At 72.0% G+C, this 20,076-nt stretch carries 19 protein-coding genes; 11 read left to right on the forward strand and 8 right to left on the reverse strand.

Annotated elements, in window-relative coordinates; translation table 11 throughout:
• The first annotated feature begins 150 nt into the window (after positions 1-150).
• From aroH to der, 5 genes are all read left to right on the forward strand, one after another.
• A complete protein-coding gene (aroH, locus tag ABZ893_RS08910; RefSeq protein ID WP_361399107.1) occupies positions 151-513 on the forward strand; it encodes a chorismate mutase in 363 nt (120 codons plus the stop codon).
• A complete protein-coding gene (locus ABZ893_RS08915) occupies positions 510-1,595 on the forward strand; it encodes a prephenate dehydrogenase (RefSeq protein ID WP_361399110.1) in 1,086 nt (361 codons plus the stop codon). The genes aroH and ABZ893_RS08915 overlap by 4 nt, the downstream gene beginning before the upstream one ends.
• Before the next feature lie 123 nt (positions 1,596-1,718).
• On the forward strand, positions 1,719-2,423 hold the full coding sequence (cmk, locus tag ABZ893_RS08920; RefSeq protein ID WP_361399113.1) for a (d)CMP kinase: 705 nt from the start codon (positions 1,719-1,721) through the stop codon (positions 2,421-2,423).
• Between the two features lie 59 nt (positions 2,424-2,482).
• On the forward strand, positions 2,483-3,070 hold the full coding sequence (locus ABZ893_RS08925) for a lysophospholipid acyltransferase family protein (RefSeq protein WP_361400157.1): 588 nt from the start codon (positions 2,483-2,485) through the stop codon (positions 3,068-3,070).
• A gap of 77 nt (positions 3,071-3,147) precedes the next feature.
• Positions 3,148-4,620, forward strand: a complete 1,473-nt coding sequence (gene der, locus ABZ893_RS08930; RefSeq protein ID WP_361399116.1) for a ribosome biogenesis GTPase Der — start codon at positions 3,148-3,150, stop codon at positions 4,618-4,620.
• Positions 4,621-4,635: 15 nt separating this feature from the next.
• Here the strand turns inward: der and ABZ893_RS08935 are convergent, their stop codons facing one another.
• Positions 4,636-4,971 (reverse strand): hypothetical protein, encoded by a 336-nt coding sequence (locus tag ABZ893_RS08935; RefSeq protein ID WP_361399120.1) that lies wholly within the window; start codon positions 4,969-4,971, stop codon positions 4,636-4,638.
• Positions 4,972-5,162: 191 nt separating this feature from the next.
• Positions 5,163-5,969, reverse strand: coding sequence for a hypothetical protein (locus ABZ893_RS08940; protein ID WP_361399123.1), 807 nt, complete (start codon positions 5,967-5,969; stop codon positions 5,163-5,165).
• A gap of 395 nt (positions 5,970-6,364) precedes the next feature.
• On the opposite strand from ABZ893_RS08940, the gene ABZ893_RS08945 reads away from it, so the two are divergent.
• Entirely contained in the window at positions 6,365-6,931 is a 567-nt protein-coding gene (locus ABZ893_RS08945) for a transglycosylase family protein (RefSeq protein ID WP_361399126.1), read from the forward strand.
• Here the strand turns inward: ABZ893_RS08945 and ABZ893_RS08950 are convergent.
• From ABZ893_RS08950 to ABZ893_RS08960, 3 genes are read right to left on the reverse strand one after another with little or no spacing between them, the layout of a single operon-like run.
• Entirely contained in the window at positions 6,915-7,604 is a 690-nt protein-coding gene (locus ABZ893_RS08950) for an ATP-binding cassette domain-containing protein (protein WP_361400160.1), read from the reverse strand. The genes ABZ893_RS08945 and ABZ893_RS08950 overlap by 17 nt on opposite strands.
• A 32-nt stretch (positions 7,605-7,636) precedes the next feature.
• Entirely contained in the window at positions 7,637-10,228 is a 2,592-nt protein-coding gene (locus tag ABZ893_RS08955; RefSeq protein ID WP_361399129.1) for an ATP-binding cassette domain-containing protein, read from the reverse strand.
• Positions 10,229-10,232: 4 nt separating this feature from the next.
• The gene (locus tag ABZ893_RS08960; protein ID WP_361399132.1) at positions 10,233-10,715 is read right to left on the reverse strand and encodes a hypothetical protein; all 483 of its coding nucleotides are present in this window, start codon (positions 10,713-10,715) and stop codon (positions 10,233-10,235) included.
• 136 nt (positions 10,716-10,851) lie between these two features.
• Here ABZ893_RS08960 and ABZ893_RS08965 point away from each other — a divergent pair, with 136 nt between their 5' ends.
• The 4 genes from ABZ893_RS08965 to ABZ893_RS08980 all read left to right on the forward strand — a co-directional run bounded on the left by ABZ893_RS08965 (position 10,852) and on the right by ABZ893_RS08980 (position 14,944).
• On the forward strand, positions 10,852-11,418 hold the full coding sequence (locus ABZ893_RS08965) for a hypothetical protein (protein WP_361399135.1): 567 nt from the start codon (positions 10,852-10,854) through the stop codon (positions 11,416-11,418).
• Positions 11,387-12,685, forward strand: a complete 1,299-nt coding sequence (locus tag ABZ893_RS08970) for an ABC transporter substrate-binding protein (RefSeq protein ID WP_361399138.1) — start codon at positions 11,387-11,389, stop codon at positions 12,683-12,685. The genes ABZ893_RS08965 and ABZ893_RS08970 overlap by 32 nt, the downstream gene beginning before the upstream one ends.
• A gap of 163 nt (positions 12,686-12,848) precedes the next feature.
• On the forward strand, positions 12,849-14,102 hold the full coding sequence (locus tag ABZ893_RS08975) for a glycosyltransferase family 4 protein (protein ID WP_361399141.1): 1,254 nt from the start codon (positions 12,849-12,851) through the stop codon (positions 14,100-14,102).
• Positions 14,099-14,944 (forward strand): hypothetical protein, encoded by an 846-nt coding sequence (locus ABZ893_RS08980; RefSeq protein WP_361399144.1) that lies wholly within the window; start codon positions 14,099-14,101, stop codon positions 14,942-14,944. The genes ABZ893_RS08975 and ABZ893_RS08980 overlap by 4 nt, the downstream gene beginning before the upstream one ends.
• A gap of 59 nt (positions 14,945-15,003) precedes the next feature.
• Here the strand turns inward: ABZ893_RS08980 and ctaD are convergent, their stop codons facing one another.
• Positions 15,004-16,707: a cytochrome c oxidase subunit I gene (ctaD, locus tag ABZ893_RS08985; protein WP_361399148.1), complete on the reverse strand. Its 1,704-nt coding sequence runs from the start codon at positions 16,705-16,707 to the stop codon at positions 15,004-15,006.
• A 422-nt stretch (positions 16,708-17,129) separates the two neighbouring features.
• On the opposite strand from ctaD, the gene ABZ893_RS08990 reads away from it, so the two are divergent.
• A complete protein-coding gene (locus ABZ893_RS08990; RefSeq protein ID WP_361399151.1) occupies positions 17,130-17,345 on the forward strand; it encodes an I78 family peptidase inhibitor in 216 nt (71 codons plus the stop codon).
• A 100-nt stretch (positions 17,346-17,445) separates the two neighbouring features.
• On the opposite strand, the gene ABZ893_RS08995 is transcribed toward ABZ893_RS08990, so the two are convergent.
• The gene (locus ABZ893_RS08995) at positions 17,446-18,459 is read right to left on the reverse strand and encodes a phosphatase PAP2 family protein (protein ID WP_361399154.1); all 1,014 of its coding nucleotides are present in this window, start codon (positions 18,457-18,459) and stop codon (positions 17,446-17,448) included.
• A 263-nt stretch (positions 18,460-18,722) separates the two neighbouring features.
• Positions 18,723-19,874, reverse strand: a complete 1,152-nt coding sequence (locus ABZ893_RS09000; RefSeq protein ID WP_361400163.1) for a hypothetical protein — start codon at positions 19,872-19,874, stop codon at positions 18,723-18,725.
• Positions 19,875-20,076 lie beyond the last annotated feature (202 nt).

A 20,076-nucleotide genomic window follows, 5' to 3' on the forward strand; every position in this document is an offset into this window, starting at 1 on the left:
GGCCGGTCGGGGCAGACCGATTTTCCGCCCGCCAAGGTCTCCGGAGGCGGTCGCCGTCTCGGCAGGCGGGCGCCGCGCGACGGCCGGGGGCGGGGCTGACTAGGCTTGGCCCCTCATCAGCCTGTACGTACGCAAGCAAGGAGCGACACCGTGGCGGTACGAGCGGTCCGGGGCGCCGTCCAACTCGAACGGGACGAGGCCGGACACATGGACCAGCAGGTCAGCGAGCTGCTGACCGCCATCCTTGAGCGGAACGGGCTGACCTCCGAGAACCTGATCTCCATCTGGTTCACGGCGACCCCCGATCTGCACTCCGACTTCCCGGCCGCCGCCGCGCGCAAGCTGGGCATTGTCGACGTGCCGCTGATCTGCGCGCAGGAACTCGACATCGAGGGCGCCCTGCCGCGCGTCGTCCGCGTCCTCGCGCACATCGAGTCCGAGCTGCCGAAGTCGGGGATCGCGCACGTGTACCTCGGTGCCGCGGCGGCCCTGCGCAAGGACATCGCCCAGTGAGGACCGCCCTCGTCCTCGGCACCGGCCTCATCGGCACCTCCGCCGCCCTGGCCCTCGCCTCACGCGGCGTGCGCGTACACCTCGCCGACCACGACCCGGCGCAGGCCCGCACCGCCGCCGCGCTCGGCGCCGGCACCGACGAGGAGCCCGAGGGGACCGTAGACCTGTGCGTGGTGGCCGTGCCGCCCGCCCACGTCGCGACGACCCTCGCCGACGCGATGCGGCGCGGTGTCGCCCGCGGCTACCTCGACGTCGCCAGCGTCAAGGGCGGCCCCCGCCGCGAGCTGGAGGCCCTCGGCCTCGACCTCGCCCCCTACATCGGCACGCACCCCATGTCGGGCCGCGAGCGCAGCGGCCCCCTGGCCGCCACCGCCGACCTCTTCGAGGGCCGCCCTTGGGTGCTCACGCCCACCCGCGACACCGACACCGAGGTCCTGAACCTCGCGCTCGAACTGGTCGCGCTGTGCCGGGCCGTCCCCGTCGTCATGGACGCCGACTCCCACGACCGCGCGGTCGCCCTCGTCTCGCACATGCCGCACCTGGTCTCCAGCATGGTCGCGGCCCGCCTGGAGCACGCCGAGGAGTCGGCCGTACGCCTCTGCGGCCAGGGCATCCGGGACGTGACGCGCATCGCCGGATCCGACCCTCGGATGTGGATCGACATCCTCTCCGCGAACCCGGGCCCGGTCGCCGACCTGCTCTCCGCGGTCGCCGCCGACCTCGACGAGACCGTGCAGGCTCTGCGCTCCCTCCAGGCCTCGGACGACGAGAAGCGCCGCGAGGGCGCCACCGGCATCGAGGACGTCCTGCGCCGCGGCAACGCGGGCCAGGTCCGCGTCCCCGGCAAGCACGGCGCGGCCCCGGCCGCGTACGACACCGTGGCCGTCCTCATCTCCGACCAGCCCGGCGAGCTGGCGCGGATCTTCGCGGACGCGGGCGCCGCCGGCGTCAACGTGGAGGACGTGCGCATCGAGCACGCCACGGGCCAGCAGGCAGGCTTCGTCCAGCTCATGGTCCAGCCGGCCGCGGCCCCGAAGCTGGCGGCCTCGCTGCGCGAGCGCGGCTGGGCGATGCGGCAGTAGGGGACCCACAGGGGCTGTGCCAGGGGCTGTAAGGGCAGCGTGCCCGAGCCAGTAACCTTGTGCGGGGCGCGTTCAGCGCCCCGCCTCCCCGTCCCGTGCACTGAGAAAGGTGTCCGCAGCCCCGTGGAAACCGCCGCAACCGCCGCAAGCGCCGCCCCGGCAGCAGTGATCGTCGCCATCGACGGACCCTCCGGCACGGGCAAGTCGAGCACCTCGAAGGCCGTCGCCGCCCAGCTCGGCCTGAGCTACCTGGACACCGGTGCCCAGTACCGGGCGATCACCTGGTGGATGGTGAACAACGGCATAGACCTGGCCGACCCGTCCGCCATCGCCGCCGTCGCGGGCAAGGCCGAGATCATCTCCGGCACCGACCCGAACGCGCCGACGATCACCGTCGACGGTGTCGACGTGGCCGGCCCCATCCGCACCACCGACGTCACCTCCAAGGTCAGCGCCGTCAGCGCCGTCCCCGAGGTGCGTGAGCGCATCACCGAGCTCCAGCGCACCATCGCCGCCTCGGCTCAGCACGGCATCGTCGTCGAGGGCCGTGACATCGGTACGACGGTCCTGCCCGACGCCGACCTCAAGATCTTCCTCACCGCCTCGCCGGAGGCCCGCGCGGCCCGCCGCAGCGGTGAGCTCAAGGGCGCCGACGTGAAGGCGACCCAGGAGGCCCTGATCAAGCGGGACGCCGCCGACTCCAGCCGTAAGACGTCGCCGCTGGCCAAGGCCGACGACGCCGTCGAGGTGGACACCTCCGAGCTCACGCTCCAGCAGGTCATCGAGTGCGTCGTCACCCTCATCGGGGAGAAGCGGGACGCGAAGTGACCTCGGCTCCCCCCTCCGAAAGAGGCGCGGAGGTCGGCCGCCGGATCGGCGTCGGCCTCATGTACGGGCTGTTCAGGCCCCGCGTCCTCGGCTCCTGGAAGGTCCCCGTGACCGGCCCGGTGATCCTCGCCGTGAACCACGCGCACAACGTGGACGGTCCGATGGTCATGGGCGTCGCGCCGAGGCCGACGCACTTCCTCATCAAGAAGGAAGCGTTCGTCGGCCCCCTCGGTCCGTTCCTGGGCGCCATCGGCCAGGTCGAGGTGGACCGTCGGTCGACGGACCGTACGGCGATCACGCGTGCGCTGAGCGTGCTCGACGAGGGGGGAGTCCTCGGCATATTCCCGGAGGGCACCCGAGGGGGCGGCGACTTCGCCTCCCTGCGTGCCGGACTCGCCTACTTCGCCGTACGCAGCGGGGCACCGATCGTGCCGGTGGCGGTCCTGGGCAGTACGGAGAAGAGCGGCCGGCTGGTCAAGGCGCTGCCGCCGCTGCGCAGCCGCGTCGACGTCGTCTTCGGGGACCCGTTCCCCGCGGGTGACGGCAGCGGGCGGCGTACGCGCAAGGCGCTGGACGAGGCGACCGTGCGCATCCAGGAGCGGCTGACCGCCCACCTGGAGAACGCCAGGCGCCTGACCGGGCGCTGAGCGAGACTTTCAGTAGTGCGCCTGCCCATGAGCGCGGGCGCACCGATCACCACGATGAACGACGAGGTACGGACTTCATGAACGACCAGATCCAGCCGGAGGGCTCGGCCGGCCACGAGCACGGGGCCCTTGGCGACTCGGAGTACGCGGAGTTCATGGAGCTCGCCGCGGAGGAGGGCTTCGACGTCGAGGACGTCGAGGGCGCGATCGACGAGGCGGGTCACGGCCCGCTGCCCGTCCTCGCCGTCGTCGGCCGTCCCAATGTCGGCAAGTCGACCCTGGTGAACCGCATCATCGGCCGCCGCGAGGCGGTCGTCGAGGACAAGCCCGGCGTCACCCGCGACCGCGTGTCGTACGACGCCGAGTGGGCGGGCCGGCGCTTCCGGCTCGTCGACACGGGCGGCTGGGAGCAGGACGTCCTCGGCATCGACGCGTCGGTGGCCGCGCAGGCCGAGTACGCGATCGAGACGGCCGACGCGGTCGTCTTCGTCGTCGACGCGACGGTCGGCCCGACCGACACCGACCTCGCCGTCGTGAAGCTGCTGCGCAAGGCCCGCAAGCCGGTCGTGCTGTGCGCCAACAAGGTGGACGGTCCGAGCGGCGAGGCCGACGCCACCGCCCTGTGGTCGCTCGGCCTCGGCGAGCCGCACCCGGTCTCGGCCCTGCACGGCCGCGGCACCGGCGACATGCTGGACGCCGTCCTGGAAGCCCTGCCCGAGGCGCCCGAGCAGACCTTCGGCACCGCGATCGGCGGCCCCCGCCGCGTCGCCCTCATCGGCCGCCCGAACGTCGGCAAGTCCTCCCTCCTGAACAAGGTGGCGGGCGAGGACCGCGTCGTCGTGAACGAGCTGGCGGGCACCACCCGTGACCCGGTCGACGAGCTCATCGACCTCGGCGGCAAGACCTGGAAGTTCGTCGACACGGCGGGCATCCGCAAGCGCGTCCACCTCCAGCAGGGTGCGGACTACTACGCGTCGCTGCGTACGGCCGCCGCCGTGGAGAAGGCCGAGGTCGCGGTCATCCTGTTCGACGCGTCCGAGTCGATCTCGGTCCAGGACCAGCGCATCGTGACGATGGCCGTCGAGGCGGGCCGCGCGATCGTCGTCGCGTACAACAAGTGGGACACGCTCGACGAGGAGCGGCGTTACTACCTGGAGCGTGAGATCGAGACGGAGCTCCAGCAGGTCGCGTGGGCGCCCCGGGTGAACGTGTCGGCGACGACCGGCCGTCACATGGAGAAGCTGGTCCCCGCGATCGAGACGGCGCTGGAAAGCTGGGGCACGCGTGTGCCGACCGGCCGCCTCAACGCGTTCCTGGGTGAGCTCGTGGCCGCGCACCCGCACCCGATCCGCGGCGGCAAGCAGCCCCGCATCCTCTTCGGTACGCAGGCCGGCACGAAGCCCCCGCGCTTCGTGCTCTTCGCCTCCGGTTTCATCGAGGCCGGCTACCGCCGCTTCGTGGAGCGGCGCCTCCGCGAGGAGTTCGGTTTCGAGGGGACGCCGATCCACATTTCGGTCCGCGTGCGCGAGAAGCGCGGCCGCAAGAAGTGAGGTGACCGCGAGCCTCTAGTGCTCGCGGCGCCGGCCGGGCGGCAGTGCGGCCAGGGGGTTCCCCTCTGGGTTGTGCTGCCGCCCGTTCGCGTACCAGGAGCCGGGTGGCGGCCCGCTGTGGACGAACTGCGGCTCGGGGTATGAGCCGCCGCGGCCGTTGCCGAAGTTCATGCCGTACGGGACGGGGACCGGTACGGGGACCGGGACCGGGCCGTACGAGGCGAAGGTGAGGTGCTCCTCGCCGCTGCGGTCGCCCGGCAGGGCGCGGAAGGACCGGAGGTACTCCAGGTACAGCGCGTCATAGATCGGCGTGGCCGATCGGCCGCCCGCCGGATCGTGCGTCCCCCGCATGGCGGGGATCGGGGTCGGGTACTGCGGGAGGCGAGTGGGGTCGTATGAGTGCACGTAGGTGCCAACGACCCGCACACCCTCCCGGATGCGGCCGGGATTCCGCTTTCGCAGGCCGAGAGGGGTGCGGGCGCCTCCCGGCATGACGGTGGGCCGGACGCACACGCGCCCGGCCCACCGTCACAGCGGACTGCTCACGTCCCCGCGAGCGGCATCGTCACACCGACCAGGAGACCGTTCACCGCGGCCTTGTCGAGGGCGTCCCGCAGGAGGTCCTCGCGCGGCTGGCGGCCGATCGTGCCGGACGGCGCCGCGAAGACGAGGACGGAGTTCGTCTTGTTGGCGGCGGCGCGCCAGCTGTCGGTGACGTGCAGCGGCTGGTGGGCCTGCCACCAGGCCACCTGGCCCGCGCCGTTCGCCCCGGGCTGGAGGACGGCGTGCAGCTGGCCCATGGCGAGGAGCACGGACCAGCCGTGCAGCACCGGCGGCACCTGGCCGACCTGGTGGGTCGGCGTGAAGCCCTGCTCGACGAGCAGGGTCAGGAACTCGTCGATCCCGCTCGTTGAGCCGGGACGGGCGATCGGCCCGGTCGGCTCGACGACGAGCGCGGGGTGCAGCTCACCGGAGATCAGGACGAGCCCGCTGGTCACGCCGAGAACGGCCTGCTGCGGGGCGGCCGGCGCCGCGGGGGAGGGAACGGGAGCAGCCGCTGCGGGGGCGCCCCCGTCGCCGGTGATGGAACGTACGGCGCCCTGGAGCTGCTCCTCGGACACCTGGACGACCTGCGAGGGCAGGCAGGTGGAGTGGGCGAAGGCGAGGACAGCGGTCTCGTCGCCGATGAACAGGACGGTGCTGGTGCGCTCCTGTTCCGAGTCGCCCGGGGTACGGCAGGACGTGCAGTCGTACGTACCCGGGGCGTTCTCTCCGGCGAGCAGCCGGTCGGCTTCTGCGTCGCCGATCTCGGCGCGAACGTCGTCGCTGACGTCGAGCATACGCGGCACGGTGGCTCCTCGGAATCGGTCTGTTGCTGTGTCGATGCGGCCGGGCGGCCCCCGGCTCATGCAGAAGACAACGGAGGATGCGTGCCGCGGGTCACGCCCATAAGGGGACGTAATCCACCCATCCGTGTCACGCAGTGAACCGGTGGCCTGAAGCAGCCGCCCACCGTCAACTTCCCTGACGCGCAAGATGATTGATCCTGGGAGGTGAGCGGGTGAGTCACCATGCCAACAGGTCGACAAATCATTGATTCGGCCGCACCGGGCCGGCGAATTGTTGGCTGAAAAGGGTCGTCGCGGAGTGTCGCCACGGGCGGAGGCGGCTGACCGGGTGGGGCAGGTGCCCCCGCAGGGCGCGGCACAGCGGAGGCGCGGCCCCGGCTGCCTAGCGTGACGCGATGCGAACCGTGACCGAGACACCCGAGCGCCCGCTCCTTCTCGCGGCCCTGTCGGCCGCGCTCCTCGCCGTCCTGCTCACCCCCGCCGCCGCGTCCGCCTCCCCACCGGCCTCGGGACCGGGACGCCTGGCCGACAAGGCGTACGGCTGCGCCAAGGACCAGTGGCCGTGGGGCTGCGTCGCCGAGTGCGAGAGCAACAGGCGGTGGCACGTCAACAGCGGCAACTCGTTCTACGGCGGGCTCCAGTTCCAGCAGTCCACCTGGGAGGCGTTCGGCGGCCTCGCCTACGCCCCCCGCGCCGACCTCGCGACCCGCGCCCAGCAGATCGCGGTCGCCGAGAAGGTGCTGCGCACCCAGGGCTGGCGGGCCTGGCCCGCCTGCTCCAAGGTCTACAAGCTCGACGGCCGGGTCCACATCGTGAAGTCGGGGGACACCCTCAGCTCCATCGCCAGGCTCGCCCACGTCAAGGGCGGCTGGCAGGCCCTCTACCAGGCCAACAAGCAGATGGTCGGCGCCTCTCCCGACCGCATCAACGTCGGGACCATGCTGCTCATCCCGAAGGCGTAGCCGAAGGACCGGCGCCGAGCTCGGCGGCCTCCCCGGCGAACACGACGGCACCGCGACGGAGTTCGTACACCACCACTCCCGCGCGCGTGCGCAGGTCCGGCGGGAGCCGCTGCTCGGCGACGACCACACACGCGTCGAGCCCGCCGAGCAGCTCGTACGTCCGTGACGCCACGGCCGGGGCCATGCCCTGCGCGGGCTCGTCGACGAGGACCACGCGCGCGTGCGACACGAGCGCCCGCGAGAGCGCCAACATGCGCTGCTCGCCGCCGGACAGGGTGCCCGCGCGGCGCGGCAGCAGGGGCCGCAGCTCGGGGTACGCCCCCAGGGCCTGTGCAAAACCGTGTCCGCGGGCGGCCAGTTCGAGGTTCTCGGCCACCGTCAGCGACCCGAAGACCGCCTGCCGCTCCGGTACGAAGCACAGGCCCCGGGCCACCCGCTCGTGCGCGGGTACGGCCGTGACGTCGGCGCCCTGCCAGAGCACGGATCCGGCGGTGAGCGGCACGGTCCCGGCGAGGGCGCGCAGCGCGGTCGTGCGGCCGGAGCCGTTGCGGCCGAGGAGGACGGTGAGGCCGGGGGCGGGTGCCGTGAGGGTCACTCCGTGCAGGGCTTCCAGCGGGCCGTAGCGCACGCGCGCGTGGCGCAGGGCGAGGCCTCCGGGCGCGGTGGCGGCCATGTTCACACCCGGAGGCTCGGGCGCGGCGGCGGTCACGTCCGCGCCGTCTCGCCGCCGAGCACCTCGCCGGCCGGGCCCGAGGAGACGATCCGGCCCGCCGCCATCACGTGCACGGTGTCCGCGAGCCCGGCGACGAGGTCCAGGTCGTGTTCGATGACGAGCAGCGCCGTCCCGTCCGCCGCGAGCGCCCGCAGCACCCGGGCGAGCGCGGCCACTTCGGCGGTGTCCAGCCCGGCGGCGGGTTCGTCGAGCAGCAGGACGCGGGGGCTGCCGGCGAGGGCGCGGCCCAGCTCGACCCGGCGCAGCGTGCCAGTGGGCAGGTCGGCGGTGGGGCCGGTGGCGGTGAGGCCGAGCAGGTGAAGTACGCGCGCGGTGGCGGCCTCGTCGCGTACCCGGCCCTGTTCGGCGCCGACGCGGACGTTGTCGCCGACGGTGAGGGAGGGGAAGACGGCCAGCTGCTGGAAGGTGATGGCCAGACCGAGCCGGGCGCGGGCGTGCGCAGGGAGCCGGGTGATGTCCCGCTCCCCGAACATGACGCGCCCCGCACCGGGCCGCAGCGTTCCGGCCAGACAGTGGAACAGGGTGCTCTTGCCCGCCCCGTTGGGCCCCACGACGGCGGTGACGCTCCCGGGCTCGGCACGGAGACTCACGTCGCTCAGCGCGACGTAACCGCCGTAGGTGACGGTGAGGTGGTGGGCGGTGAGGGCGTCGGAGGACGGGGGGCTGGGGGCGAGGGCAGGGGAGGGTGCCGGGGACGGGACGGTCACACTCGCCCCACCCCCCAAAAGCTCCCGCACCGCCATCCCCCGGGCCGTCAGTGTCGGCTTCGGGCCGCGCATCAGGGCCACCGCCGCCCGCAGGGCCTCGTACGGCCCGGACGGGAAGCGGCCCACGAGGACCGCGAGTACGCCGATGAGGGCCGCCGCGACACCGCCCTTCGTGCCCGCGTCCAGGCCCACCAGGAGCGCCGCCGCGGCCAGTGCGCCGAGCGGGCTGTCCGCGCCGAGCACGACGACCGCCGCGAACCAGAGCAGGCTCCGTACGGGGTCGAACGTGGCCGCGTCGAAGGCCTGCACCCCCATCGCGAGCAGCCCGCCGCCGAGCGCGGCGAGCGCCGCTCCGATGACGAACGCCCAGAGTTTCAGGGCCGGTACCGGCACTCCGGCGGCCGCCGCCCCCGCCTCGTCGTCGCGGATCGCGGCCAGCGCACGCCCCGTGCGTCCCCGGCGCAGCGCGGCCACGGCGAGGACGGCGCCGGTGAGCAGCACGAGTTCGAGGACGTAGAACACGCGGTCGTCGTCGAAGCCGGAGGGGCGGCCGATGGTGAGGCCGGAGGTCGCGTACGGCTGGTCGAACACGAAGCGGGCGACGCCGACGCCCACCGCGAACGTGGCGAGCGCGAGAGCGAGCCCGTGCCGGCTGATCGCGGGACGGCCCGTCAGGACGCCGAGGGGCGCGACCAGGAGGACGGCCACGGCGAGCGCGGCGAGGAGGGGCAGCCGCGGCAGCCCGGGGAAGCGTCCCGCCGCGAGCAGCGCCGTGAAGAGGGCGCCGAGTCCCGCGTACGCCGCCTGGCCCAGGGAGATCTGGCCGCCCCGCCCGGTGACCACGACCAGGGACAGCAGGATGATCCCGAGCGCGGGCACCTGAACGGCCGTCTGGAGGTCGGAGCCCGCGAGCCCGAGCGGCAGCAGGAAGAGGACGACGGCCACCAGCCAGGTACCCGGCGGCGCGGGCACCGGAGTGGTGGCGGTGCGGGGCAGCCCGGTCCGGCCCCCGACGCCCGGCAGGACGAGCGCCGCGACGAGCAGCGCCACGACGAACAGGTTGGCGCCCACCGCCTGGAGAAGCGGCGCGGCCCACCCCGACGGATGCAGCCGGGTCAGCTGGCTCTGCGCGACCCCGATGGCGAGCGCCACACCCACGGCCACCGGCAGACTCCGCATCCGCGCGGCGACCGCCACGGCCACCACCTCCATCACCAGGAGGGGCAGCCCGTACGGGTCGAGGCGCACGACCGGCGCGAGCAGTACGCCCGTCAGGCCCGCGGTGAATGAGCCGAACGCCCAGCCCGCCGCCGCGACCCGGTCCGCGTCGATGCCGGTGAGCACGGCAAGGCCGCGGTCGTCGACCACCGCCCGCAGCTCGTCGCCGAGGCGCGTCCAGCGGGTCACCGCCCACACCGCGACCGCCAGCGCCACGACCGACGCGAGCTGTGCCCACGGGTCGTTGGGGACGAGCGACGGCGCCCCCTCCTGGGCGCCGGTCCCCCACAACAGCGCGGCCCCGCCCACGAGAAGGACGAACACCCCGATCGACGCCACAAGGGTGCGCGCGGGGTCACCTCCGACGACCGCCAGCGGACGGAACACGAACCACTCCAGGACGAGCCCGATCCCCGGCGCCACCACCGCGAGCGTGACCACCGCCCCCACCCACAGCGGCCACCCCCACACGGTCACGAACTGCCGCAGCACATACGCGCACACCATGGCGACGGCGCCGTGCGCGAGGTTCAGGACCCCGGTCGCCCGGTACGTGACGATGAGTCCGATGCCGGTGAGCGCGGCTGCGGCGCCGACCGAGAGACCGGCCAGGGTGAGGTCGTAGGTCAGCGACGCCACGGGTTCACCCGGCCGGCTGCCCGTCGGCGGCGGGTGGCTCGCAGACGGGACACGGGGTCAGGTCACCGCGGGTCATGGCGCCGGTGTCGGCCGGTACGGCATCGGGCTTCCCGGCGACGAGCGGACAGTCCGCGCGGTGCCACAGCGTTCCGCCCGGCACCGTGACGAGTGTGCCGCTGGTCGCGCGTTCTTCGCCCGGCCTGTCCGTGCCGGTGTCGTCGGGGGCGGCGGACACCAGGAGCGCGTACAGCTCCTCCGTCCGGGCGGCGGCCGTCGCGCTCCTGCCGTACGTGAGGAGGACGGCGCCCGCGACGATCAGGGCGGCGCCGGGGATCGTGCACGACGCGAGATAGGGGAGCTGGCGCGCGACGAAACGTTCGCCCGAGATGCCGTACCAGCCGATGACGCAGAGCACCGCGCCGGCCGCCACGGCGGCGAGCCCCGCCCACAGCACGGGGTGCGCGCTACGCAGCCGAGCGGTCCGCATCGGGGGCCTCCACGTGATGCCTTTCTGTCCGACACCCTTCCATGGGTCAAGGTGGCTTGCACTATGCCGCCGGGAAGCTGACCCTGAAATCAACCGGGCGCACCTGGCCCGGTCAGACACCCCGGTGGTGAGCCAGATGGTTCTCGGGAGTACCCGCAGGCGAGCAGACACCCGCAGGCGGGACGGCACATGCGGGCGGGACGGCACACGAAGGAAGGGCGCGGCTCTCGCGGCGGTCGCGGTCCTCGTCCTCGTGCCCGTCGCCGCGGCTTGCGGCAACAACAGCGGGGGTGGCGCGAAGGCGTCCGGGACGCCCACGCCGAGCGCGACGGCACCGGCGAATCCAGCCGCTGCCGAACAGCAGGTCAAGAAGAACTGGGTCGAGTTCTTCAGCCCGTCCACCCCGGTCGACGAAAAGCTGGCCCTCCTCGAGAACGGCCAGCAGTTGAAGCCGGTGCTGGAGGGCTTCAACGGCGACAAGCGGGGCCAGGAGGTCTCGGCGACGGTCAACCAGGTCGCGTTCACCTCACCGACCACCGCGGACGTCACCTACACGCTCAACCTGAACGGTTCCCCGGTGCTGCCCGGCGCCTCCGGGACGTCGGTCGAGCAGGGCGGTACGTGGAAGGTGTCCGTCAAGACGCTGTGCGCACTGGTGCAGTTGAACTCGAATGCGTCGGCCTCGCCGGTTCCGGGCTGCTGAGGCAGCCGCCGCGGGCCTGCTGCTCCTGCTGAGCGCGGCCTGCGGCAGCCGGCTCCCGGAGAGCGACTTCGAACAGGGCGGAAGTGGTACGGCCCCGGCGCGGGCGCCGATCCGGGTCGGCATCATCGCGAGCGTCACCAGCCCGGTCGGCGGCGCGGCCTTCACCGGTCCGGGCGACGGCGCCCAGGCCTTCTTCCGCGACCTGAACGCGCACGGCGGCATCGGCGGACGCCCCGTCGAGGTGCACACCTGCGACGACGGCGGCAGCGGGGTCGGCAACAACGAGTGCGTCCGCAAGCTCGTCGACGAGGACAAGGTGGTCGCCCTCGTCGCGACGACGTCCCTCGACTACGCGGGCGCGCCCCGCGTCTCCCACGCGCGCGTGCCGGACATCGGCGCCCAGCCGATCGGCGCCGCCTACGACACGTACCCGCACCTGTACGGGATCTACGGCAGCCTCGCGCCGCGGAACGGGACACCGGGCTGGGGCGGAAAGCTGTACGGCGGGACCGAGGTGTACCGGTTCTTCAAGCGGGAGAAGGGCGCCCGCACCGCCGCCGTGGTCTCGTACAACCAGGCCGCGTCGGCCGCGTACGCGCGTCTCGTGACCCGGGGGCTCAGGACCGAGGGCTACAAGGTCATCACGGAGCAGGTCGACTTCGCGCTGCCCAACTTCCGTGCCGTGGCCGCCGATCTGAAGGACCAGCACGTCGACCTGGTCTTCGACGCGATCGACGCCCATGGCAACGCGCAGCTGTGCCAGGCGATGGACCAGGCCGGCGTCCACGTCGTCGCCAAGGTCACCAACGTGCAGAACTGGACGTCGACAGTGGCCACCGACTACAAGAACGCGCCCCGCTGCCGCAACGCCCTGTGGGCCACCGGGTCGAGCCGTAACTACGAGGACGTGCGGTTCCCCGCCGTACGCGCGTTCCGCGACGTCACGAAGAACCTGAGCACGCATTCCCAGTGGCAGTTGGAGGGCTGGGCGGCCGCCATGTGGTTCACCGACGCGGCCAAGTCCTGCCAGGCGAAGGGTGAGGACGTCACGCGCGCGTGCGTCGACGCCTTCATGAACAGCGGGAAGCCGTACACCGCGCGCGGGCTGCTGCTGCCCGTCACCTTCGAGCGGCTGCCGCAGCCGCCGAAGACGCGCAGGACCTGTCTGTCGGTCGCGCGGTGGAAGGACGGCTCGGGGTGGATCACTCAAGCGGGTGACATGACCACGAACTGTTTTGTTGTGCCGCAGCTCTCCTACCTGCCCTGATCGAGCAAAGTGTCAAAAGGTTCCAGAAATCATCTCTCAATCCGGCATCTGTTCTGGAACAAGATGGCGTGGACGCCCAACCTCTGCCCCCGCACGTCTGTCTAACCCGCGGGTAGGCGGATGAGCCGGACTGTCCGCGAGGAACAGTGGAATACGGGGATCCATGCATATTTCTTTCCTGATTCACAACGCATACGGAATCGGCGGGACGATCCGGACGACGTTCAATCTCGCGAACACGCTTGCCGAGCACCATGACGTCGAAGTGGTCTCGGTGATGCGCCACCGCGAGGAATCCGTCTTCCGGCTCGACCCGAGGGTCGGCGTCCGCCACCTCGTCGACCTCCGCAAGGGCCCGGGATACGAGGGCGACAGCGCCGAAGCCCGGACTCCCGCCTCCGTGTTCCCGCGTGCCGAGGGCCGCTACCACCAGTACAACGCCCTCACCGACCGGCGGATCGCCGAGTACCTGGGCAAGGTGGACGCCGACGTCGTCGTCGGCACCCGACCAGGTATCAACGTGCACCTCGCGCGCCAGACCCGGCGCGGTCCCGTCCGCGTAGGACAGGAACATCTCACCCTGGACAGCCACGCGAGCGCGCTGCGCCGGGAGCTGCGCGCGGTCTACCCGCGGCTCGACGCGCTGACCACGACCACCCAGGCCGACGCCTCCGCGTACCGGGCGAAGATGCGGCTGCCGGGGGTGCGGCTCGAGGCCGTGCCGAACCCCGTGCCCGCGCCCGGTGTCGAACCGGCGGACGGCTCCGGCAAGTGGGTCGTCGCGGCCGGCCGGCTCGCCCCGGTCAAGCGCTACGACCTGCTGGTGCGGGCCTTCGACCGGGTCCGCCAGGAGCGGCCCGACTGGCGCCTGCGGATCTACGGTCACGGCGACCAGAAGGCCAAGCTCCGTGCCCTGATCGACCAACTCGGCCTGTACAACCATGTGTTCCTCATGGGTCCGGCCCACCCCATCGAACCCGAGTGGGCGAAAGGATCCATCGCGGCCGTCACCTCCAGCCTGGAGTCCTTCGGCATGACGATCGTCGAGGCGATGCGCTGCGGCCTCCCGGTCGTCGCCACGGACTGCCCGCACGGCCCCGGCGAGATCATCGACAACGGCGTCGACGGGCGGCTCGTCAAGACCGGCAACGTCGAGTCGATCTCCGAGGGCCTCCTCGAACTCATCAACGACGACGCGCTGCGGGCCGAGATGGCGAGCGCGGCACTCAAGGACTCCGAACGCTTCGACCCGGCCTACATCGCCGAGCGCTACGAAACACTGTTCGGCGCCCTGGCCTCCCGCCGCGGCGGAGCCGTCCTGCACCGGACCCGCGGCGCGCTCCTCGGAGGCGCGTACGCCGTACGTGACACGGCACGTTCCACCATCGTGGCCCAGCGAAAGAGGCGCACAGCATGACGACGCTCGCCGCTTCGGCGGACTTCCCGGCCACGCCCCGGCGGGCCACAGGAACGATCGCGCCGCCCCGCGCCGACTGCGTCGCGGACTCCGCCGGCGGCCTCACCTTCGACGTCACCGACCACGGCGGCCCGGCCCCCGCCCACCTCGTCCTCACCCTCCGCGACACCGCCGAGAACGTGCGCCTGCCGCTGACCCCGGCCGGCGACGGCAGGCTGCGCGCGGCCCTGCCCAGCAGCGTCCGGCTGCCCGAGGGGCGCTGGGACGCCTTCGCGCAGGTGGCCGGCGAGGAGCCGCGCCGCCTGACCCCCGGCCTCAACGACCTGCGGTCCCTCGTCGACCGCGTCCCCGGCGCCTCGGGCGGCTCCGTCTCCGTACGCATCCCGTATGCGACCAAGCACGGCAACCTCACCGTGCGCAGCTGGCTGCGCGCCCCGCACGCCGAGGCGGGCGAACTCCTCCTCACCGACGGCGAGTTGACGGTCCACGGCCGCGTGTACGGCACCGCGCTCACACCCGGATCTGTCGCGGAGATACGTTCCCGCGCGGACGCCGGACCGGTGCTCCGTACCGAAGTGACCGCGCACGGCGACGAGTTCAGCTTCCGGGTCGCCTACGAGGATCTCGAGGCCGGCCGCTGGGACCTGTGGGTGCGGCCGGAGGGGGAGGACGGGCTCGCGGTCCGGGTCGCCCGGCTCCTGGACGACGTCGCGGACAAGAAGCCGATCTTCACCTACCCGACCGCGCGCGTGGACACCGCGCGGGGCCGGATCGCGGCTGGCCCCTACTACACGGACAACAACGACCTGGCGCTCCTCGTGACGCCGGTGGCGGCGGAGTAGGCCGCGCGCTCGGGACGGACGGGATCAGGGCAGCGTGGGACTGTCCGTCCCGCGCGCGATCAGGGCAGCGAAGGCCCGTCCGTCCCGCGCCCGCGCACGGGACGGCGCAGCGGTTCGGACTGCGCGAACCCCGGGTGGTGCAGGTCGAACGCGGGGGACTCGGAGCGGACCCGGGGCAGCGTGACGAAGTTGTGCCGGGGCGCCGGGCAGGCCGTCGCCCACTCCAGCGAACGCCCGTACCCCCACGGGTCGTCCACGTCGACCTTCTTGCCGTAGTGGGCCGTCCGCCAGACGTTGTAGAGGAACGGCAGCGTGGAGAGGCCCACCAGGAACGCGCCGATGGTCGACACGGTGTTGAGCGCCGTGAAGCCGTCGGCCGCCAGATAGTCCGCGTACCGCCTCGGCATCCCCTCGACGCCGAGCCAGTGCTGCACCAGGAACGTGGTCTGGAAGCCGATGAACAGCGTCCAGAAGTGGATCTTGCCCAGGCGTTCGTCGAGCATCTTCCCGGTGAGCTTCGGCCACCAGAAGTAGAAGCCGCCGAACGTCGCGAAGGCGACCGTGCCGAACACCACGTAGTGGAAGTGCGCGACGACGAAGTACGAGTCCGTCACCTGGAAGTCCAGCGGCGGCGCCGCGAGGATGACCCCGGTCAGGCCGCCGAACAGGAACGTGATCAGGAAGCCGACCGACCACAGCATCGGCGTCTCGAAGGACAGGGACCCGTTGAGCATCGTCCCGATCCAGTTGAAGAACTTCACGCCGGTCGGCACCGCGATCAGGAACGTCATGAACGAGAAGAACGGCAGCAGCACCGCGCCCGTCACGAACATGTGGTGCGCCCACACCACGATGGAGAGCCCGGTGATCGTCATCGTCGCGCCCACCAGCGTCGAGTAGCCCCAGATCGGCTTGCGGCTGAAGACGGGGATGATCTCGGAGACGATGCCGAAGAACGGCAGCGCGATGATGTAGACCTCCGGATGCCCGAAGAACCAGAAGAGGTGCTGCCACAGCAGCGCGCCCCCGAACCGGGCGTCGAAGACCACCGCCCCGAAGCGCCGGTCCGCCTCCAGGACGAGCAGCGTCGCCGCGAGCACCGGGAAGGCCATCAGCACGAGGATCGACGTGAACAGCGTGTTCCACGTGAAGATCGGCATCCGGAACATCGTCATGCCGGGCGCCCGCATACAGATGATCGTCGTCAGGAAGTTCACCGCGCCCAGGATCGTGCCGAAGCCGGCGAGAGCCAGGCCCATGATCCACATGTCGGCGCCGACCCCGGGCGTCCGCGCCGCGCTGTTGAGCGGCGCGTACGCGAACCAGCCGAAGTCCGCGGCCCCGCCGGGCAGCATCAGCGAACTGAGCACGATCAGCCCGCCGAACAGGAACAGCCAGTACGACAGCATGTTGAGCCGGGGGAACGCCACGTCGGGGGAGCCGATCTGCAGCGGCATGATCTCGTTGGCGAAGCCCGCGAAGGTCGGCGTCGCGAAGAGCAGCAGCATGATCGTGCCGTGCATCGTGAAGAGCTGGTTGTACTCCTCGGGGGACAGGAACTGCAGGCCCGGCCGCGCGAGCTCCGCGCGCATCAGCAGCGCCATGACGCCGCCCGCGAGGAAGAACAGGAACGACGTGATCAGGTAGAGATGGCCGATCCGCTTGTGGTCGGTCGTCGTCACCCAGTCCACGAGGACCGCGCCCGGCCTCCGCACCGGCCCCGGCCGTGCCGTCTGCCGCTCGGACTCGACACCCGTACCCATCGCTTGCCCCTCGCTCCTCGCGCCCCGGGACCGCCTCGGGCACCCGCCCAGACGCTCGTGTCCCCACGCTCGGACGGGGGTGTACGGGAGGGCCTGGGTGCCGCGTATCTCGCAATTCCGATGGGGCGTCAACTGGTGAAGAGCGTCCGGGATTCCTAATTGGCCGGTGCCCGGACGCGGTCGTGGCGCTATTTCCCGGCAGGCTATCCGCAGGCATTCGGAGAAGCTGGGGAATTATGCCGTGACGCGCTCGGAAGCTGTGCGGAAGGAGCATTGAATCGCTCGTACGTGTGACGGAGTTCGAGTGATACGCGTGTCGTGATCCTGTGACAGAAGCGTGACCGGAGGGGGACCGGTGACCGGGCGCGGCCGGGGCCGGAAGGCCCTGGTGTCAGGCGGCCCGGCCGCCTAACGTGGCGGTCATGGCACCCATTCCGACCCCTCCCGCAGAACCCCAGGACTCCCTCGGCTCGTACGTCGGTCTCGACGCGGCGGGCGCCGAGCGGCGGGCCCGCGAGCACGGCTGGTCCACGGTCAGGTCGCTGCCCCCGGGCGCGATCATCACGATGGAGTACCTCGTGGGGCGGCTGAACTTCGAGGTGTCCGACGGCACCGTGATCCGCTGCTGGAAGGGCTGACGAGGCAGCGCGAAGGCCCCCGGCTCCGTGACGGAGCCGGGGGCCTTCGGTGTGCGGGGTCAGATTGTGCGTACCGGCCCCGCTGTCGCGCGGGCGGTGGTCAGCCGCCGGTGACCGGGCGGGCCGACGTGGCGCCGCGCGGGACTCTGTCCGCGTGCGGGGGCCTGCGGCTGCCGGCCGGGGTGACCGGGGTGCGCTCGGAGCGCGTGGTGTGCGGGCCGGGGGCGAGCAGCACGGGGGCCCGGACGGAGCGCGCGGCGCCGACGGTCTCCCGTACGGCCGGCTCCTCCGCCGCGGTGCCTCGCTGGGCCATCGCCGTGGCGCCGGCCGGGGCGGGCGCGGGGACGGTGCCGGGGCGGCGGGCACGCCACAGGTCGCGCTGCGAGAAGATCCAGGCCTCGACGGTCGTGATCAGCGGCTCGACCCAAGGCAGCGCGAGCAGGATGAGCAGACCGGCGGTCCAGCCCAGGAAGACGTCGCTGAGCCAGTGCGTGCCGAGGTAGACGGTGGTGAGACCGACGCTCAGCGAGATCACGGCGGAGAAGGCCGACAGCCAGCGCCTGGCGCGCGGCGTCGAGGCCAGATAGGCGAGGATTCCCCAGGTCACGACGGCGTTGGCGGTGTGGCCCGAAGGAAATATATCGCCGCCTCCCCACATCTCGTTCGAGCCGATGACGGTCGCGTAGTGGGGGCCGAGGCGTCCCATGCCGAGCTTGGCGGCGCCCACCGTGATGTTCAGGAGCAGCAGCGCCGCGCCGAAGGTGAGCAGCGGCCGCAGCGTGTGCTGACGCCAGGAGCGCCAGCCGAGCCAGGCCATGACCATGACGGCGGTCGGTCCGCGCTGGCCGAGCACCACCCAGTAGTCGAGGAACGCGTGGACCTGGGGCCACTGCTGGTACGGCCGGAAGAGCATGACCTCCCAGTCGAAGGCCACGAGCCGGGACGTGGTCACCACGGCCACCACGATCGCCAGGTAGAAGGCCAGGGTGGCTCCGAAGAGCACCACCCTGTGCCTGCTCATCCTGGGCACATTCGGGTTGGCCGGTCGTTCCGGCTCCCGGTCGAGGCGGGCGAAGACCCGCTCGACACGGGTGAGGTTTAGTTCGGTACGCACCCAATCGACGCTACAGCGAGTGAGTGCCGAACCCGGCCGAATCACTCGGTTTGTGATGACGATGTGATGTGGGATTGCTCTCAGCAGGGACTTTATCCCTGCGGATATAACAATCTGACCGGGTGGGCGCCTTCAATTTCATTGATCATTTTACGCAATGCTTATTTCGCCCGCCCGAATTCCCGCGCCGGTGCGTTCCGGGAGGCATTTCCGGATCGGTCACAGGGCGCGATCGGGCGCCTTGAGCGGGTGCGCCGAGTTGATCAAGGAGGCCCCGACCCGTTCAGCCAGAACGCCCCGTACACCGCCGACGCGAGCGCCACGCCGCCGAGCACCGCCGCCGCCCGGCCCGCGCGCACCCGCGCGAGCGCCACCGCGACCGGCAGCAGCAGCGGGAACGCGGGCAGCAGCAGACGCGGCTTCGACCCGAAGTACCCCGACGCGCACAGCGCGAGCGCGACGACCATCCCGCAGTAGACCAGCAGCGCGAGCGGCTGGCCCTGCCGCACGCACAGCACGTAGAGCCAGATCAGCAGCGCGACCCCGACGATCAGGGCGACGCCGGCCAGGGCCAGGGGGAACGACGTGAACTTGGCCCCGACGAACAGCGCGAACGCGAGACCGCCGTCGAACCCGTTGCCCCACTGCCCCTGGATGTCGAGATAGCCGAAGAGCCCGTCCCCGGTCCGGTGCCCCACCCACAGCACGTACGCCGCCGCGCCCAGCGGAGCGAGCAGCACGCCGAGCGCCGTGCGCCAGGAGACCCGGCGCTCGCGCACCGCCTGGGCCGCGGCCGTCGCCCACACCGCCGCGACCACCGCCGCCCCCACCGGCCGGGTGAGCCCCGCGAGCGAGGCCAGCAGCCCCGCACCCACCCACCGCCGCGTCAGGACCGCGTACAGCGACCACACCGCGAGCGCCGTGAACAAGGACTCGCTGTACGCCATCGACTGCACGATCCCGACCGGGAGCACCGCCCACAGCGCCACCGCGCAGATCCCGGCCCGCCGCCCGTGCAGCAGCTCGCCGACCAGGTAGATCCCCCAGGCCGCGCAGAGCGAGGCGCCCCAGCTCACCGCCAGACCCGCGTCCGCGGCCGACAACGGGATCACCGCCGACACAAGCCGCTCAAGCCACGGCAGCAGCGGGAAGAACGCGAGGTTCGAGTGCACGGTGCCGTCCGGCAGGCGCACCTCCCAGCCGTAGCCGAACTCCGCGACGCGGGTGTACCAGAGCGAGTCCCAGCGGGCGGTCAGCAGCGTGTGCGGACTCTTCCCCGCCGCCGCGCTCCACAGCGCGAGGACGAGCAGGCCCAGGGCGCGTACCCCGGCGAACGCGAGGAGCGCCGGAGCCGCGCGGCGCAGCGCGTCGGCGGCCCCGGCCGGGGTGGCCGCCGCGCGTCGCGGATCTTCCAGCTCTACTTCGGTCACGGCGTCGATTATCGGCGTCCGCGGCAACCGGACCGCACGTCAGACGCGTGACCGAAGGGTGGAGAGTGGCGCACACCACACACCGGGTCCGATCACATTGAGAGGTCCGCCACGTGTCACGCGTATGAAGCTCGCGTACTCTGGCGACTCACTCGCCATTCGTTGCGTGGACCCGGAAGCCCGCTCC

Source organism: Streptomyces sp. NPDC046821, assembly GCF_040645335.1.
Lineage (GTDB): Bacteria > Actinomycetota > Actinomycetes > Streptomycetales > Streptomycetaceae > Streptomyces.